Raw genomic sequence first — 15,354 nt, 5'->3', positions numbered from 1 at the left:
ACAGAAAGAAAGAGAGGTTAGAATATGAAGACAAAAGCAATAGTGGTCATGGCCGTACTGGCCATGGCCTTCGCGGGGCTGGCGTTCCTCATGCCGTCCGACCAGTCGGACGCTGCAACAGGAGATTATCAGCCCGTCGCATACATCAAAGACACGACCAAAGGAATGAGAGCCGTTCTCTACGAGGATAAGGTCCTGATGTTGGACCTCAACGATATGACGACCGTAGCTCAGTACAATCTCTATCAGGTCAAGTTGGCTCCAGCATCGAGTACCACACCCGCAATCGTCAACGAGGTTGCTGCCGTCAACGGCAAGATCTATCTGGACGTCTCCGGTACTGACATGGGCGGTACCGCTCTCGTCACCAATGGGGCCAACCTTACGATCACCTTGCTCGAGGTCACTGGTGTTACCCAGTTGGCACAGGCCACCATGGTGTGCTCCACTTCGGCACTTGCCCTGACCCTCAAGTCAGGACAGACAGGCGATTTCGCCACCGCCGTCAACCTCAGGGGGGCTACAACATCTATTGAGGGAGCTTCTATCGCTGCTCAGACCCTATCGGACAGAAACACCGCTCAGGATCTCAGATCCAGCATCGACGCAACCAATCTTGTTGATGACAACAAATACCTCTATACTCTTGCCGGATGGGCAGAGCCCAGCAGCAGCGATGTTATCCTCGACCCTGTCAACACATACACTATTGAGGAGATCATCTATGCTCTCGACGATGCCAGCGGATTTACACAGGCCGATGGAATAGTCTTGTGGGCAGTCTATGACATCGCCTCCTACGATGTGCTGATCCAAAGCCAAGGTGCAGCGTCTGCATCATATACTGCATCCAACGCATACCTTGCTCTTAATGGAACTCTGCAGGCAACGCAGGTTGCTTCCGCATCAGTTACCGACACTATATCTTGTGATTCCTTCGGAGTGCTCAGGATACAGCAGTTCTCTGACGATTCCAACAATGCATACACTTACACAATCGTAGCATATGCTACAGAAGCCAATGCAACAGCGAAGTCCAGCCCTCTGACCAATGGAACGGAATACACGCTGACCACCCTTGCCAACGGTATATACAAGATTTCCGGTCTGAGGCAGGACACCTGGCTCGTGGTGACCGCAGCTGTATCCACGACGATCGATTCCTCCGGATACGATTTCGCCCTCGACTATGTGAAGAACAATACCTATGGAAAGGCTTCGCTGTCCCTGGACCTGTTCGACTACAAGACCACCGCTTCATCGCAGATCAAGATCGACGGTACATACTATCTGATCAATGCTAATGACAGTGTTCGCACATACGGGTCCATATCGACATACAACACATTTGCCAAGGCGACCAACTACAACGCATATGTGGATGGTGCTCTCGACAACAACAAGCTCGATACATACAACACCAGCTACACCAAAGGTATCATGACTCTGACTGCGGCGAACCAGATGTTCGACCTGATGCTCGTCATGCCTGACAACTACTACATCTACGCCGCACAGGGTATTTGGGATTCCAACGGATTCTCCACGGCAGACGGTACAGTTATCGAGACCCCCTGGGGACTCATCGCCTGAGGTGATAGGGTGAGAGGAAAGATCATACCGCTCCTGCTCCTGGCAACGCTTCTGGCGGTGCCTTTGGCCGCGCCCGTCTCTGACGGGGCTGTCGGGGGCGAGGGACACGGGGATGGGATCGATGTGATCTATTCCTCGGAGGGCATCGAGGCCGGTATGGGCATCCTGTATGTCCATCTGACCAAGGTGCCCTCCAAAGACATCTCCGTATATCTGATGTCAGTCAGCGACCATCAGGATGTCGAGCATTTTCCGCCTTCGGAGAACTTCAACATAACCGTTTCCCCTCTGGTGTCCGAGACATATCTAGTCATGGTGACGCTGGCGGAGACAAAGGAAAAGATTGCGGAGTGCGAGCTGACCGTGGGGTCGTGCCTCACCGTGACCTTCTCCGCCGGGGACGGTACCGGATTCATGTCCCCTATGGGCGTGGAACCCGGCGGGACCCTGATCGTGCCCAGATGCACATATACGGCTCCAGCAGGGAAATACTTCATCGGATGGTCCGCGAGTTCGGATCCGGAGCATACTTTCAGCCCTGGCGACGAGCTTACCGTATGGGACAACATGACCGTCACGGCCCTATGGCAGGCGTCAGAGTACACGCTGAACTTCCTCCCTGGAGAGGGTTCCGGGACCATGCAATCGGTCAAGGCATTCTATGGGGACACAGTGAAGCTCCCGGATTGTACCTTCACCGCACCCGACGGCAAGGAGTTCTCCGGTTGGAAGCTGGGAGATGAATCATTCGGCTCCGGAGATGAGTACAAGGTCACGAGGGATGTTGCTTTCACGGCAGAATGGTCCGATCCGTTACCGATGACACTGATCGCAGTCATAATCGCAGTGCTGATCGTAGTCATCTTGGCGATCGTTCTGATCTTCAGGAGAAGGCACTGAGACACAGGACCGCTGTCTTCCTTGACGTGATATGATGATGAGATCAACCCTCTGTACCTTGCTGCTGGCCTATGTGCTTATCGTATGCTGCGCACCGTTAGGACAGGCCTCTGCATCACAAATGATAGGCATAGGATATGATTCGGAGAGCCCTTCCGGCGATTACACACTGACCCTGCAGTATTACGACGACGATATCATCTCGCTGCAGACGTCATATTCCGGAGAACCGGAACAATCCGAGATGCATCGCTCCGTGTTCATCCAATTGTACACGGACGAGGACTCATTGATCGGTCAATCTTCCGTCATCAGTCTCGACGAGTCGCTGTCATATCTGGACATCGCAGGCACGACACTCTCGGACGGGATATACCTGGTCAAGGTCTTGAACACCTCGATGGAACTCATCGTGCAATCCAAACTGGCCGTAGGTATCGTCTCCTTTACGGTGGATGAACCTTCGGAAGGCTCGATAAGTCCCGGAACGGGTATATTCTACATACCCTCAGGAAGTGTCCTCACGGCAGATGACGATATCCTTTACGTGACATTCGATGATACTGTTCTATATACATTCACAGCGGAGCCTCCCGAAGGAAAGGTCTTGGACGGATGGTACTCCGAAGGTTCGAAGATATCGTCGAAAACGATCATTGTCGATACCGAGGTCGAGGTCAGATGGTCGTCCTCTTCGGTGACGTACACCCTTGCGTACGATGCCAATGGTGGTACCGGCGAACCCGATACACAGACGTACACCGGGACGGAGAGCTCACATATGTTCACGATTTCTGGGAGCAAACCTGTGCGCTCGGGATATATTTTCAAAGGATGGTCCGATACAGCGACAGGTGCCGTGGCACACTTGCCCGGAGGCAGCATCACGCTGCAAGCATCATCGCCCTCAAAAACGATATATGCCGTCTGGGAAACGAACCCCGGGCCGGGACCCGAGCCGTCCTATTACACTTACACACTCAAATTCGATGCGAACGGGGGCGAAGGAGTTCCCGACACCATTACAAAGACATCCTCATCATCATCGTATACATTCACGATACCATCAGGGATCCCGACCCGTGCGGGATACGATTTCCAGGGATGGGGTGATACAGGATCTTTACCTGTATATCAACCCGGTTCAAAGATAACATTGACATCATCCTTCCCCTCCAAGACCTTGTTCGCGGTGTGGAAGGAAACTGCGATACCTGATGTGAAGGATTTCAGCATGGATGTAGACGTGATCTCCATACCTGAAGGGTCCTCGGTGACGATACCGTATACGGTGGATCCGCCGGAGGCCGCACCAGGTATAGTCTGGACGTCCTCGGACGAGACAGTTGCCATCGTCGAGGACGGCATCGTCACCGCCGTGGGGACGGGGAATGCGGTGATCACCGCATACGACAGTCACGGTAACAAGCTTGGTTCCGTCTCTATACATGTCGCGTCGTCATCCGAGAAAGAGGTGATTGAGACGATATACACCTCGGACGGAGGCTCGGTAATCCTCGTTTATGATTTGGACGATGCGGGAGAGATGATCCCGTCCAACCCCGTGACCATCGTTCCAGGAACTTCACACATGGTGACCGAGGACCAATTGGATGTGGTCCTGCCGTTCATCGATGCGTTGCTGCAGACTGGAAGGGATCCGCATGTCGTCATCCCTACAGACTCGCCTGTGTCGGTACCGTCCGAACTGCTTGCCGCTATCGTTGACGGCAACGGATCGCTGACCATCATAGAAGGGGATGTCACGCTGTACTTCCCTTGGGAGGTATTGGATGCCATCGGATGCGATGACGATCTAGAGTTCGTAATCCTACCGGTAGAGGTGAAGGAATCCGAGAGTACGGACATCGATGTAAGCGGTCTCGACAACGTCAAAGTTTATGACATATACATTCTGAAGAACGGTGTCAAGGTCGCGATGACCTTCCCCACGGCGGTCACCGTCACGATAGACTATCAGATGAAGGAAGGCTGGACCCCAGACAGGCTGTCTGTATGGTATCTCGATGTAGAGCCCAGGGTATCGGTGCAGTTCGAATACGTCGAAGGAGAAGGCGTTGTTTTCGGTGTGATGCACTTCAGTCATTACGCCGTGAGCTACGATGAGGGAAAGACTCCTGCAGACGATTGCTGTGTCTGGTGCTGGATCCTGATTATCGCGGTCATAGTTCTGATTCTGTTCCTGATTTGGTTCTTCCTATGGAAGAGATTCAAGCTGACGTTGACCAACGAGGGCGGCAGGATCGTTTCCGTCCCGGAGGGCTGGAAGCGCGAATCCGATTCGTCGATATCGATCAGGATGCGTAGGAAGCAGGAGATCGTGATTCCTGAGATCGAGGCGGAATCTCCCGAAGGTTCCCATGGGATGAGGATCATCGGATGGAATCCAAGTCCTCCTGAGAAGATAACACACTCTATGGAACTGCGTGCGGTTTGGTCCGACGGACCGGTGGAAATGATAGGCCCGCAGTCAGACCAGGAGTGATCAGCATGACCGATGACAGCAAAATCTATGGGAACAACAAGAAAGACGACCTTCCTCGGGAGATTACATTCGAATCCTTGGAATCGATATCCGCCAGATTGCCTGTCAGAAGAGCAATGCACTCAAACATCTATGACCAGGCCGATACCCATCGCAGCTATGTACGCGATGGTATCGGCGACGGTCCGTCACCGGAACTCATAGAGCAATCCCTGCACAGAATGGCCGAGCGCGGAACCGTGCCATCCATCGATCAGGATGGGAGCATCTGCGAGAGAACGGTCTATGTTGCTTCTGTAGATCAGGAGTCCCTCGAATTGATAGGATTATTTACGGGGACAGTTGCGATTCCAGAGGGCGACCTCATAGCCGTCTATGCTGATGACGGACTGGATGTGATTCCCGGATCGCATGATGTATTCGAACTGATCAATGATCTGGAGGGCTTGTTCATCAAGATAATCGCGTTATCTTTACAGGATGCAGGATACTTCGATCCCGATGAAGAATCCATCATATTCCTTGAGAAGAGATGCAACAATGATGCAGAGGATAAGCCTTCAAAACTCAGTATAGAAGTGCAAGAACTCCTAAAGAAGGGTAGCCGGAACGATGATACGAGTTTGAAGATGCGGACGGAATCCAATAGCAGCATAAGTTGAACATTGTATCCCAGGATGTCGATTAAGCGTATCATGAATGACAACGAGAAAAACGGTTCATAAAAATCAGTAACAGATATCCAAACGACTTATCCAATCTCCCGAATAAGGAGCCCGTTGATCCTGACCGGCAGAGGTACGAAGGTCATGTCTAACAGAAAGATAAAGAAGGACAGACAGAAGAAAAGCGTACTGAGCAGATTAATCAGATTCATATCTGACATTATTAAGGATTGGAAGAACGATAGTTACAAGCAAATAAGAGATTCTTTCAGTTTCGATCTGGTATTGACAGCGATTGCAATAATCAACGATGATCTGAAAATAAGAGTAACGGTCCTTGTCATAGCTATTCTGATCACGTTCTTGATACCCCGTTTAACCGGCCCCATATACAGCTGGTGGTACAGCAAGAGGCCTGAAGGGATAATCATCGAAAGCAAATCCCAGGAACTTACTCTTACGGAGAAAGGCAGATCGGAAGTGTACGGCCATATACATAACGAATACAGGATCAAAGGCAACCCAAAGAAGAACACGGAATTCCCTTCCACGTGATAGTAGAAGATTTCAACGATACCGGACTTGCGGCCATGAGAATTAAGCTCGACGACAAGGAAATCCCCCTTACGAATATCAAGGTGAGTCGTGAGAGAATAACCCGCAAGGGAAGGAGGATGTACGATTACACATACCGTGTCCCGATCGAATTCACCGGAGCCGAAGAACCTATCCTTACTGTCGAATATGAAACGTATGAATTCAAAGACATCATGGAGAAAGAGAGCCTCACCATGAACATCAGAGATCAGACCAGGATGATGAGCATGACGGTTCGCCTGGATGAGGAATTATGTAAGAGGTATGTCCTCAAAAAAGAAAAATGAAGCCGGCAACCCTTATCTGATCACGAATGTCAACGGTGCGACCGACGATCATCTGATGAGAACGATAAGACAGAAACCTAAGATAAGCAACAACTGCTAGATCGAATGGAGTATCAACGCACCTAGCGTTAACAGAAGATACACTATCTATTTCAATCTCCAGAGGAAAGGTTCCAATAAGAAACGCAACAGAGGATGAACATATCCATATTGGCTGAACAACCGATATCCGACAGGGATACCGACCAATAGAAATCTCATCGACAGCGTCCTTTGCCACTGAAGATCCTGAGGAGGTCGGATTCCTGCTCGGATATCCTTCCGGTCTCGATGACGAACTCGCCTTGCCATTCGCTGAACGGTCTGAGTCCGCGGGATTCCAGTTGGAAGATCACTGCGAGACGGTGTGAGATCTCCGCCGCTTCATCGGTATCAGAAGCCAATGCCCTTATCAGGGCCTCGACCGCCTCGATCTTCTGATCCTTCGATAAGGAAGTGTCCGATGACATCGTCGGTCCACCTCGCAGTAGTCGATGATGCTGCCGTCGAGACGTTCGAGAAATCCGGTTATGCATAGGCTCTCCGAAATGCGCCTCAGCTTCCTTATGGAACGATCGTCGATGATGAAGGATCCGAGTTTAGAAGCGGTCTTGAAGAAGCCGATGAGCTCCATTGCCTCGGATTCTTCCCTGAAGGGGCCGAAAAGGATCGGATCGTGGGCAAGACCGTCGGTCTGATCCGAGATGTGACTTTGGAGATTCGAACGGGCATCGGCTATGAAGGCCGAATCGCTGAACAGCCTGAAAACGGGGGTCTGACAGTATGCGCCGTTCTCATCCCTTGCGCAATCGATGGTGAAGTACCATGCCTTCGGAGAATGGCGTTCGGCCAGCATGGCGGCCCTTTCGCAGTTGAGCTCTTCGACTTTGGGATCGACGGTCTCCTCGGAGAGGGGACCGACGAGTCTGTCGTCCTCCATAAACCTGAGATCGTTCTGGACATCCTTGACGGCCAGTTTCAGATCGGAAAGGGACGACAGTCCGAGTTCCGAGAAGGAAGGATCCTCGAGCATGCGGGAGATGTAATCCATGACGTACCTCTTCCTGTGATGCTCGCCAACGATATCCCTCTCTATGCTTTCAGGATCGAAATACAGGACGAAACTGCCGAGCTTATCCGAGTAATATGCGCAGTCCCTGGGAAGCAATGCGCGGGTCATTATGAAACCCCCTTCTATGAGAAAGCGCCAGGCATCGAGGCGGTCCATGGTCTCCGCCATATCCGCCGGATTAAGATAGTCGGTCTTGTCCGATATGGGGTCGCCGTTCTCGTTGAGGTCGCCTGCCTGGAGCCATCTGCTGTTCCTGTAGAAATTCCTGGGATCGGCCACCAGTATGGCGAGATGGCGGATGTGCTCGTCATCCGGCCCTGACGGGCCGAAGGTCACCATGACTTCATCCCCCTTGTCCAGGCCGAGCTGCCTGAGCTCTCTGGTGGCGTTGATGGTGAGCGAATCGCCCGAAGATTTGACGGTCTTCCTGACGGTCACATTCTTCATGGATTATGCATCCGACTTATATTATATAAATATTATATTTTATAAAAAAATATTATTTTAATAATATATAGAGGCGGTAGAAAGGATGAAACGACGGTGAATACTCCTACCGGTCCCACAGCCCTTCATTCCGTACCGTCACGGCGCATATCGTGTCTTCCATTCCGCTCCTTGTTCTTTCTGCATCGCTGCATGCGAAGCCGCGTAAGGCCGTTCCTCAAGTCCTCCATTACCGGGCCGTGAGACCCGGAAAAGGAGTTGTAAGAAATGACAACCGATACGGAACTGAACGAGATATTCGAAAGAGTATCCAAACACTTTAACTACAGAACAGCGACAGCAGCCTTCGAACCCTACAGGGATCTGAAGATCCGCTGGGCCAGGACATTCGAACACGCTGACTTCCATGTCAGCGACTACCTGAGACGGGCACCCACGGAGGTCGTCGAGGACATCGCCGAGACCATATTCAGCAAGATCATGGGAGAGGACCGCGGATATACCGATGGGACCATCGGATGGCTCACGTCATCCGATTTCTACGAGAAGGCGCAGCCCGAATACCTGAAAAGGGACAAGAGGATCAGACGCGAGGAAGGCGAGGCCAAGGATCTCTGGGAATCCGTCAGGAGGCTGCAGGGAATGGGCTTGGTGGATAAAGTGCCAGAAGGCCTGAGGATCCTCTGGTCATGCCCTGGAGAGGATCGTGAGGCCGCGAGATCATCCCTGCTGATGAGGGTCATCGTCATCAATGAGATTCTGGATTCGGAAGAGGTGCCCGATGCTGCCCTTGACCTCTGTCTGCTGAAACAACTGATCCACGTGACCTCCGATTTCGGGAAGGTACCGATGATTGACACAGAGGAAATGGACAGGAGGATCCTTGCATTCCCGAACAGCGAGGAGATCCTGGAGTGGTTCAAGGACCACGGCATCGAATTCTGAAACCAAGGGCCGGAAGGCCCTTTACCATCAGCGAAGCCTCGAAGCAAATGGAAACGATGGTGTCCGGGAACAGGATCAATCCTTACATGAAATCAATCCTTGATGCATTAAAATGATGACATCAAAGAGACTTCTGATGTGTACTCTAAGGAACATAATCAGAAAAATAAAAAGAAATAGATACAAAATGTATCAAAAATAATTTTATATTTAAAAGAAAATAGAGGATTAGAGAAAATGTTCAGAAATATAAGATTGAAGAACTTCCTTTCGTTCAAAGATATCGATGTCTCGTTCGGACATCCGAACGGCCACCCTTTGAATTACGCATTGTTCTACGGAGAGAACGGAGCAGGAAAGACAAACCTGATCCAATCCGTATCATTCCTTAGGGAAAGCATCTTCACATTAAAGGCAAACGATATCTTACATAACAATCCCGATGAAAGAATAAGACCGATAGACATACCGGACCTATCGGGGTTATGTAAGATGGCCAGGACCAAAGGGAGCGAGGACAATATGCTGACCTGTTACACGATGATGATATCGGGCAGCAAGGCAGTATACGAGATGGAATTCTCCAAGGACAGACTCGTGCGCGAGAAACTATCGCTCAAACTCGATAAGAAATCCGGGACCCTGTTCGAGATGACCCAGGGAGAGAACGGTATCCGCAGATACATGTGGGACGGGTTCGTAACCGATGAGAATCTGAAGAAAGATATCAACAGCAATATGGATCGCTACTGGGGTATGAACAGCCTTCTGGCAATCATCAATCTCATACGCACTCACAACAACCGTGATTTCATGAGAAAAAACCTGCACAAGGTGGAGGAAGTCATAGATTACATCGAGTCGATCCGTATACATGTCCAACCGATATACGGGCAACTCACCGTGAACCGCTATTCATTCCTGACGAGCACGGAATACGGTGTCATGAGAGAGGACGAAGAAAAGGCACTGAACGCATACGAGAAGGCCCTCAAGAGATTCTTCCGTCGCATATATCACAATGTTGATGATGTCTTCTACGATAAGAGACCAGTCGATAAAGGTATCAGATACGAACTGATGTTCAGACGCAAACTGGATGGGGAACAGATAGACATCCCGTCAATCCGGGAGTCCAACGGTACCCGCAAACTGGTCAATCTGTTCCAGACGCTCGTCGCAAGTGCCTCGGGCCAAGTTGCGTTCATCGATGAGATGGACAGCGGAATACACGATAAGATGGTGTACGATCTGCTCCTTCAGCTGCTGCCGGAGATAAACGGGCAACTGGTCATAACGACGCACAACACAGGACTGCTGAAGAAGGTCTCGCCCAAGAATGTATACATCATAGATGTGGATTCGCTGGGATATAAGCACATAGAGAACTTCAGCGACAAGATCAAGACATCTTCCAACAACAACAATCAGATCCGCTATCTTAACAATGCCGTCGGAGGGGTCCCGTACATCGGAGAGGTGGATTTCAGATCGATAGCCGAGGAACTCATAGATGAGCTGGAGGACGCATGAGCGAACCCCGCATACTGACGATAGACCATGGCCGTTGCGAGGACATATTGGTAGGATGGGTGAGGGTAAGGCTGAATATGGGTATCGAATCCTATTCCAAAAACAAAGGGCGCGAAGCGATCCGTATAGAGAATCTGCCCTCTCTGTTCAGGAGCAGATGGCTGAGCAGCGAACCTGAACTGCATCGCAAATACCCGGATCTTGAATATTCGGCGAAAGAGAGACTGAGGATGCCGAAACTGAAGATATTCACGATCATGGATACCGAAAGGGACCTGGCCCACTCGGACAGATCATATATGACCGGGAACATGTTCGCCAAAAGCTGTTTCAACGACCGGGTGGTACCGATATACAACATACCCGACCTCGATACAGTCTTTCATGAAGCCGGAATAGGTAAGGTGACGTCCGATAAACCATCGTCGTACTCCGACATACTGGACGGATACGATGTGATCGAGATCTACGAGATGGTGAAAGGAAGAGAGGATACCAACCTGTCCGAGTTCCTGAAATATTGTCTTAAGACGAGGCCGGAATACCAAGGAAGGGAATTCTGACCGATGGGGGACGCTAGGAATAAACCAATCAGATAAGACATCTGTGAGTGATCAATCACCATCTTCAGAATCCCTGCAACGATAATATTCATCAGGAAAAGACGAGAACTTGACATCACCCGCAAAAGTTGATGAGATCATGAAATCCGTTACACGGTCGGATCTGATAAGATTGATATTCGAAGGAGGATCGAACGGTAGGAAAAGATAATCGTCGCCTGGACGGAAGTCAAAAGCGGTATCGATGAGACGCCCGTTATGATTGGTTTTGATACTCTTGGGAATTACAGACTCAAGATCCGGACGATCATGGAGGTCAGTGGGAACGAAGACTATGACACGGACCTCCGCCTCATCTTCAAAGAAACTATCCTTAATGAACAGACGATGGATGGCCAGGGTCTGTCTCATATAGAGTACCACCCTGTCGATATCCGGTTGGTGCTCATGAGCACATCTGAGTGCGGAGCGGATGCAATCCTTTACGTGGTCCGTACCGTAGATGACCCTGACAAGATGAACATCGAGATGATCCCCGATGATTTCGTTGCGCTTGCCGATATCCGGAAAGCTCTGAAGATCCTCCATCTTGATAGTGATATCACTGGAATATCTGTCTCTGAGGATGTCGCTGGATTCTTTGAGGGTGAAACAGGAAACATAAGGTATGGCATCTTCCGAACCATGGAAATAATTGAAACTTGCCCTGAAAGATTCATCTGATGAGACCGTCTTCAAAGCTTCATAAAGGTCGTCACCCAATTCGGATCTCAACTCTTCACACACATCTGCGAACAGAGAATAGACATAATTGCCCTCGGTCTCATCGTTGCGCATCCTGTCGTACCTTGTGAATCTGAACATGCGGCCCTCGATGATAGGACTTAAAGCGCTGAGTGTAGTGTGATGGAATGCGATCCGATCTTGGCTTTTCCTCCTAACAAAGGAACTAGAAATGGATTCGAAAGAAGGTATTATATTCAAATCTAGATAAAAAGACGAATCAATCAACCAATCTTCAGGAGCCTATTTACCCATATCTTGATGGATGGTCGCTGATAATATAAAAGATAATTTGGTAATTACTTAAGACAGGATACGGTTCTATCTAGATCGAGAACAAATGGATACGATCATGTCTACACAAGGATATGGAAATAAAAGCGGGCAGCGAGGTGAGAACTGCCCGCCCGGAGGTGATGAGTAAAATGTGTATGTGGGGATAGAACACATCAGACCCTGATTATCACCTCGGTCTTGAGAGGCCGGGATTGAGGTGTGATGGGATCTGCTTGCTCGTAATCCCTGAGCCTCTGCTCTATGTCTTCACAGCCCTCGATGGGGCCCGAGAGCTGCTTGCTGACCTTCCTTATGATTATCTCCCCGTCCTCTACAACCCAGAAGAGACGGTCCTTGCCGGGGACGAGTCCGAGTGCGTCGGAGATCTCGTTGGGGACGTGGACCCTCCTGGATTTGTCGTAGAGTACGGATTTAGCTATCCTCACAGGACATCGCCTTCTTGAGAACATCCTTCGCCTTCTGATAATTGTCACGTGCGGGCTCGATGCGTATCGTCCTGTGATTGGAGCGTTTCGCATCCTTCTCCGCCCTGAGCTTGGATCTCCGTTCACGATCGACCACATATCTGTCGAAGGCCAACTTCCTGAGTTCCTCGGGGGACATGCCTTTGACGGATTCGGAATCGCTATTGAGGATCCCGGATTCGAACATGCGGATGTTGGACTCTATATCCTCCGCTTCGGGATCGTAACCATAGTAGCTCCTGGTGACCTTACGGAGGATGATCTTCCCATCCTCCACGGCCCAATAGACGCGATCGAAACCCTTGTCGATCTGCATGAGCTCGAGGATCTTCGGGGGAACGGAGACCCTGCCCGCATGATCGACCTTCTTTATCTGACTGATCTGTACCATCTTATCCGTCCTTTCATGATTTTTCTCTGATTCTCGTATGATGAGCTTCTGTCCTTTGAGCAGCAGGTAATGACACTCGGGAGTGGAGTGCCTTGAACCGTGCGAAGAACCCTGCTTCCGCGCCTGCGTTCCTGTGCTTCGCCCAATCGTTGAAGTCGGGATTGTCGGTGCATTCGCAGAAGGGGATGAACTTCTCCGGATGGGATAGGACGTAGTCGATGACCGCCCTCCTGTTGCGGTATGATGTCCTGGGATTGTCCAGCACCTTCCTGACGTAGTTCTGGTTGCACGATATCGTGTTGAATCTGTTCATGCGCGTGTTCAGGTATCCCTCGGTCATGACAATCTTTGAATACTTGGGTGAACGCGCGAACACGACCATGGATTCGGATCTGTCCGTCATCGGGACTCACCTTGATGTCGATCACCACCCTGTTGGGGCAGTCGTCCTTGCACCCTGTGCAGCAATCCTTCTCCAGGAGTTCCGGTCCGATGTGGCGGCAGACCTGCCTGTCGAAGTCCGGTCTGCAGGAATAGCCGCTGAGGGCCTTGAGAATCTCGATGGAGTCCTCGTCGGGGACGGACTCGGGATCGATGTCGTCACGACCGGTCTTCTCGAGGATGTCGTGACAACGCTCCAGTTTCTCCATGAGCTCCTCCGGATGGAGAGTCTCCATGTGGGAGTATATCGCATCGTACGGATCGTCGATGATCTCGATCTCATCCTGGAAGATGGGGTGGTCGGTTATCGGGAGGAGATCGTGCTCGTAATCGTGATGGCCGCCGTCCTCATATGTCTCCAGGTTCTCCAGCATGCATTGGACGGTCGTGTCGGGATAGTCCCCGAAGAGACCGTATGCGCTGTCGCGGATGAGATTGGTGAATTGCTCCACGCAGTCCTCCAGGGAGCCGTCGTCGTTGTGTTCGTAATAGTTGAGAAGGAAGGCGTGGGCGAGGGAATCCGCTGTGATTACATCCCCATCGCCGAAGCGGTCGTTGAGTTCATAGGTGAGTGCGGCCGCCTGGCCTACGCGCCAGGCGTATTCGGCGCGGAGATGATGCTCCGCACCCTGGACCGCACGACGGAAGTCTTTCTGATTATCGTTGTTAGTCATTGTGTTTCCTCTTTTCAGGGATGATCCCTGTGAATGGTTGGTCTATCCGGCCGTACCATGTGGCGTTCCGTCGGCCGGATGTTCATACGGTCATCGCGGATACCGATCTCTCTCGGGTGATCCCCCGTATGCATTTTCTTCGGATCTCTTCGATTTCGGATGGGAAAAGGTTTGGTGCCAAGTGATATATGGGCAAAGTAGAATTGCAAAAAGAGTATATGTATTTTTACAAAACTAAAAAACTCAATTAATGATTAAATGAAACAGTCCAGATAGTAAACTTATCATTATGGCTGATTGTAAGAAATGCAAAATAGATGTATAATATTGAAAAAAAATAATCAGAACGAAGAATAGATTTCCGGGATTCATAAAGATCAAGATCGCTTGAAATAGGACAGTAGCGAAGGAAGATCATCATCGTCTTCGCCGAAGCTTTTCGATTCAATTGGACTCCAGAACCTCGGGTCCGGAGTGTAATAAGGATTCCACCAAAAAGGGAACATGGTGTCGAAGGAGTTCAGACCAAATTCAGAGAGTTTGGAATCGAAGAAGCTGCCTTTGACGGGCCAGATCTCGCCGTCCTCCAGCATCATGCAGACTATCTCATCAAGACGGGGAATACCAGTATCGGATCCAGAGACGGGCTCGCCCTTGAACATGCCCTGCTGGGCGTTCATGTCGTGGACATCCCTGAGCTGTTCGGGAGATAGGTTGCATACCTTGTCCTTGTATCTGAGCTGGACGAAACCGTTGTCTAGGTCGGTGCAGTAGGGTTCTATCATGAGACCTATGTGATAATACTGGACGGTGTCGCTGAAGGTCTCCCGGCAAACATAATCGTACCATTTCCGAAAATATCTGTCGATCCTCTCGGCCAGATCGGGATCCTTGCATACTATGTGGAGGAACCCATCAGTATCGAAATAGACCGAGACCTCGTCCTGTCTGCGGAAAACTGAGAAATCCGTGTTGTATTTCTCGAGGTCGTTGACGAAACTCTTCTTCCAGAACTCGACATAATATCTCTTGGGATCGTACCTGTTGGGCCAGGGTTTCAGGCCTCTGTGAATGATCGTGTCGAGATCTGCCCTCATGGGTAGTGAATTGTCGATGAGAGGTATAGCGGTTACGATGAGACGGAATGTGGAAGATAG

Annotated in this window: 17 protein-coding genes; 10 read left to right on the top strand and 7 right to left on the bottom strand. The window is 50.5% G+C overall.

The window, feature by feature from the left end; translation table 11 throughout:
- The first annotated feature begins 24 nt into the window (after nucleotides 1-24).
- From E7Z62_05550 to E7Z62_05525, 6 genes are all read left to right on the top strand, one after another.
- Entirely contained in the window at nucleotides 25-1,593 is a 1,569-nt protein-coding gene (locus E7Z62_05550) for a hypothetical protein (GenBank protein ID MBE6522574.1), read from the top strand.
- A gap of 9 nt (nucleotides 1,594-1,602) precedes the next feature.
- Nucleotides 1,603-2,493, top strand: a complete 891-nt coding sequence (locus E7Z62_05545; GenBank protein ID MBE6522573.1) for a hypothetical protein — start codon at nucleotides 1,603-1,605, stop codon at nucleotides 2,491-2,493.
- A 31-nt stretch (nucleotides 2,494-2,524) separates the two neighbouring features.
- Nucleotides 2,525-4,999 carry a hypothetical protein gene (locus tag E7Z62_05540; protein MBE6522572.1) on the top strand — a complete coding sequence of 825 codons (2,475 nt, stop codon included), beginning with the start codon at nucleotides 2,525-2,527 and terminating at the stop codon, nucleotides 4,997-4,999.
- A 5-nt stretch (nucleotides 5,000-5,004) separates the two neighbouring features.
- Nucleotides 5,005-5,661, top strand: coding sequence for a hypothetical protein (locus E7Z62_05535; protein MBE6522571.1), 657 nt, complete (start codon nucleotides 5,005-5,007; stop codon nucleotides 5,659-5,661).
- A gap of 147 nt (nucleotides 5,662-5,808) precedes the next feature.
- Nucleotides 5,809-6,219 carry a hypothetical protein gene (locus E7Z62_05530; GenBank protein ID MBE6522570.1) on the top strand — a complete coding sequence of 137 codons (411 nt, stop codon included), beginning with the start codon at nucleotides 5,809-5,811 and terminating at the stop codon, nucleotides 6,217-6,219.
- On the top strand, nucleotides 6,216-6,548 hold the full coding sequence (locus E7Z62_05525) for a hypothetical protein (GenBank protein MBE6522569.1): 333 nt from the start codon (nucleotides 6,216-6,218) through the stop codon (nucleotides 6,546-6,548). The genes E7Z62_05530 and E7Z62_05525 overlap by 4 nt, the downstream gene beginning before the upstream one ends.
- A 257-nt stretch (nucleotides 6,549-6,805) precedes the next feature.
- Here the strand turns inward: E7Z62_05525 and E7Z62_05520 are convergent, their stop codons facing one another.
- Both E7Z62_05520 and E7Z62_05515 read right to left on the bottom strand, forming a co-directional pair.
- Nucleotides 6,806-7,057, bottom strand: a complete 252-nt coding sequence (locus E7Z62_05520) for a hypothetical protein (protein MBE6522568.1) — start codon at nucleotides 7,055-7,057, stop codon at nucleotides 6,806-6,808.
- A complete protein-coding gene (locus tag E7Z62_05515) occupies nucleotides 7,000-8,106 on the bottom strand; it encodes a hypothetical protein (GenBank protein ID MBE6522567.1) in 1,107 nt (368 codons plus the stop codon). The genes E7Z62_05520 and E7Z62_05515 overlap by 58 nt, the downstream gene beginning before the upstream one ends.
- A 267-nt stretch (nucleotides 8,107-8,373) precedes the next feature.
- Between E7Z62_05515 and E7Z62_05510 the strand changes: the two genes are divergently transcribed.
- From E7Z62_05510 to E7Z62_05500, 3 genes are all read left to right on the top strand, one after another.
- On the top strand, nucleotides 8,374-9,051 hold the full coding sequence (locus tag E7Z62_05510) for a hypothetical protein (GenBank protein MBE6522566.1): 678 nt from the start codon (nucleotides 8,374-8,376) through the stop codon (nucleotides 9,049-9,051).
- A gap of 237 nt (nucleotides 9,052-9,288) precedes the next feature.
- Complete coding sequence (locus tag E7Z62_05505; protein ID MBE6522565.1) at nucleotides 9,289-10,584, top strand: hypothetical protein; 1,296 nt, start codon at nucleotides 9,289-9,291, stop codon at nucleotides 10,582-10,584.
- The gene (locus E7Z62_05500) at nucleotides 10,581-11,147 is read left to right on the top strand and encodes a hypothetical protein (GenBank protein MBE6522564.1); all 567 of its coding nucleotides are present in this window, start codon (nucleotides 10,581-10,583) and stop codon (nucleotides 11,145-11,147) included. The genes E7Z62_05505 and E7Z62_05500 overlap by 4 nt, the downstream gene beginning before the upstream one ends.
- Nucleotides 11,148-11,198: 51 nt before the next feature.
- Here E7Z62_05500 and E7Z62_05495 read toward each other — a convergent pair whose 3' ends face one another.
- From E7Z62_05495 to E7Z62_05480, 4 genes are all read right to left on the bottom strand, one after another.
- Nucleotides 11,199-12,011 (bottom strand): hypothetical protein, encoded by an 813-nt coding sequence (locus E7Z62_05495; GenBank protein MBE6522563.1) that lies wholly within the window; start codon nucleotides 12,009-12,011, stop codon nucleotides 11,199-11,201.
- A gap of 368 nt (nucleotides 12,012-12,379) precedes the next feature.
- Nucleotides 12,380-12,652: an AbrB/MazE/SpoVT family DNA-binding domain-containing protein gene (locus E7Z62_05490; GenBank protein ID MBE6522562.1), complete on the bottom strand. Its 273-nt coding sequence runs from the start codon at nucleotides 12,650-12,652 to the stop codon at nucleotides 12,380-12,382.
- A complete protein-coding gene (locus E7Z62_05485) occupies nucleotides 12,639-13,082 on the bottom strand; it encodes an AbrB/MazE/SpoVT family DNA-binding domain-containing protein (GenBank protein MBE6522561.1) in 444 nt (147 codons plus the stop codon). Before E7Z62_05485 ends, E7Z62_05490 begins: the two co-directional genes overlap by 14 nt.
- Nucleotides 13,083-13,095: 13 nt before the next feature.
- On the bottom strand, nucleotides 13,096-13,485 hold the full coding sequence (locus tag E7Z62_05480) for a hypothetical protein (protein ID MBE6522560.1): 390 nt from the start codon (nucleotides 13,483-13,485) through the stop codon (nucleotides 13,096-13,098).
- On the opposite strand from E7Z62_05480, the gene E7Z62_05475 reads away from it, so the two are divergent.
- Nucleotides 13,463-14,221: a hypothetical protein gene (locus E7Z62_05475; GenBank protein MBE6522559.1), complete on the top strand. Its 759-nt coding sequence runs from the start codon at nucleotides 13,463-13,465 to the stop codon at nucleotides 14,219-14,221. The genes E7Z62_05480 and E7Z62_05475 overlap by 23 nt on opposite strands.
- A gap of 353 nt (nucleotides 14,222-14,574) precedes the next feature.
- Here the strand turns inward: E7Z62_05475 and E7Z62_05470 are convergent, their stop codons facing one another.
- On the bottom strand, nucleotides 14,575-15,294 hold the full coding sequence (locus tag E7Z62_05470; GenBank protein ID MBE6522558.1) for a hypothetical protein: 720 nt from the start codon (nucleotides 15,292-15,294) through the stop codon (nucleotides 14,575-14,577).
- Between the last annotated feature and the right edge of the window lie 60 nt (nucleotides 15,295-15,354).

This window comes from Thermoplasmata archaeon (assembly GCA_015063285.1).
Classification (GTDB): Archaea; Thermoplasmatota; Thermoplasmata; order Methanomassiliicoccales; family Methanomethylophilaceae; genus Methanoprimaticola.
The sequence above is the reverse complement of the archived record's forward strand: the minus strand, read 5'-3'. Positions and strand labels throughout refer to the sequence as shown.

Coding starts and splice junctions, on each gene's coding strand:
- E7Z62_05550 (MBE6522574.1), top strand. CDS start 25: ATGAAGACAAAAGCAATAGTGGTCATGGCCGTACTGGCCATGGCCTTC.
- E7Z62_05540 (MBE6522572.1), top strand. CDS start 2,525: ATGATGATGAGATCAACCCTCTGTACCTTGCTGCTGGCCTATGTGCTT.
- E7Z62_05535 (MBE6522571.1), top strand. CDS start 5,005: ATGACCGATGACAGCAAAATCTATGGGAACAACAAGAAAGACGACCTT.
- E7Z62_05530 (MBE6522570.1), top strand. CDS start 5,809: ATGTCTAACAGAAAGATAAAGAAGGACAGACAGAAGAAAAGCGTACTG.
- E7Z62_05520 (MBE6522568.1), bottom strand. CDS start 7,057: ATGTCATCGGACACTTCCTTATCGAAGGATCAGAAGATCGAGGCGGTC.
- E7Z62_05515 (MBE6522567.1), bottom strand. CDS start 8,106: ATGAAGAATGTGACCGTCAGGAAGACCGTCAAATCTTCGGGCGATTCG.
- E7Z62_05510 (MBE6522566.1), top strand. CDS start 8,374: ATGACAACCGATACGGAACTGAACGAGATATTCGAAAGAGTATCCAAA.
- E7Z62_05505 (MBE6522565.1), top strand. CDS start 9,289: ATGTTCAGAAATATAAGATTGAAGAACTTCCTTTCGTTCAAAGATATC.
- E7Z62_05500 (MBE6522564.1), top strand. CDS start 10,581: ATGAGCGAACCCCGCATACTGACGATAGACCATGGCCGTTGCGAGGAC.
- E7Z62_05495 (MBE6522563.1), bottom strand. CDS start 12,011: ATGTTCAGATTCACAAGGTACGACAGGATGCGCAACGATGAGACCGAG.
- E7Z62_05485 (MBE6522561.1), bottom strand. CDS start 13,082: ATGGTACAGATCAGTCAGATAAAGAAGGTCGATCATGCGGGCAGGGTC.
- E7Z62_05475 (MBE6522559.1), top strand. CDS start 13,463: ATGGATTCGGATCTGTCCGTCATCGGGACTCACCTTGATGTCGATCAC.
- E7Z62_05480 (MBE6522560.1), bottom strand. CDS start 13,485: ATGACGGACAGATCCGAATCCATGGTCGTGTTCGCGCGTTCACCCAAG.
- E7Z62_05470 (MBE6522558.1), bottom strand. CDS start 15,294: ATGAGGGCAGATCTCGACACGATCATTCACAGAGGCCTGAAACCCTGG.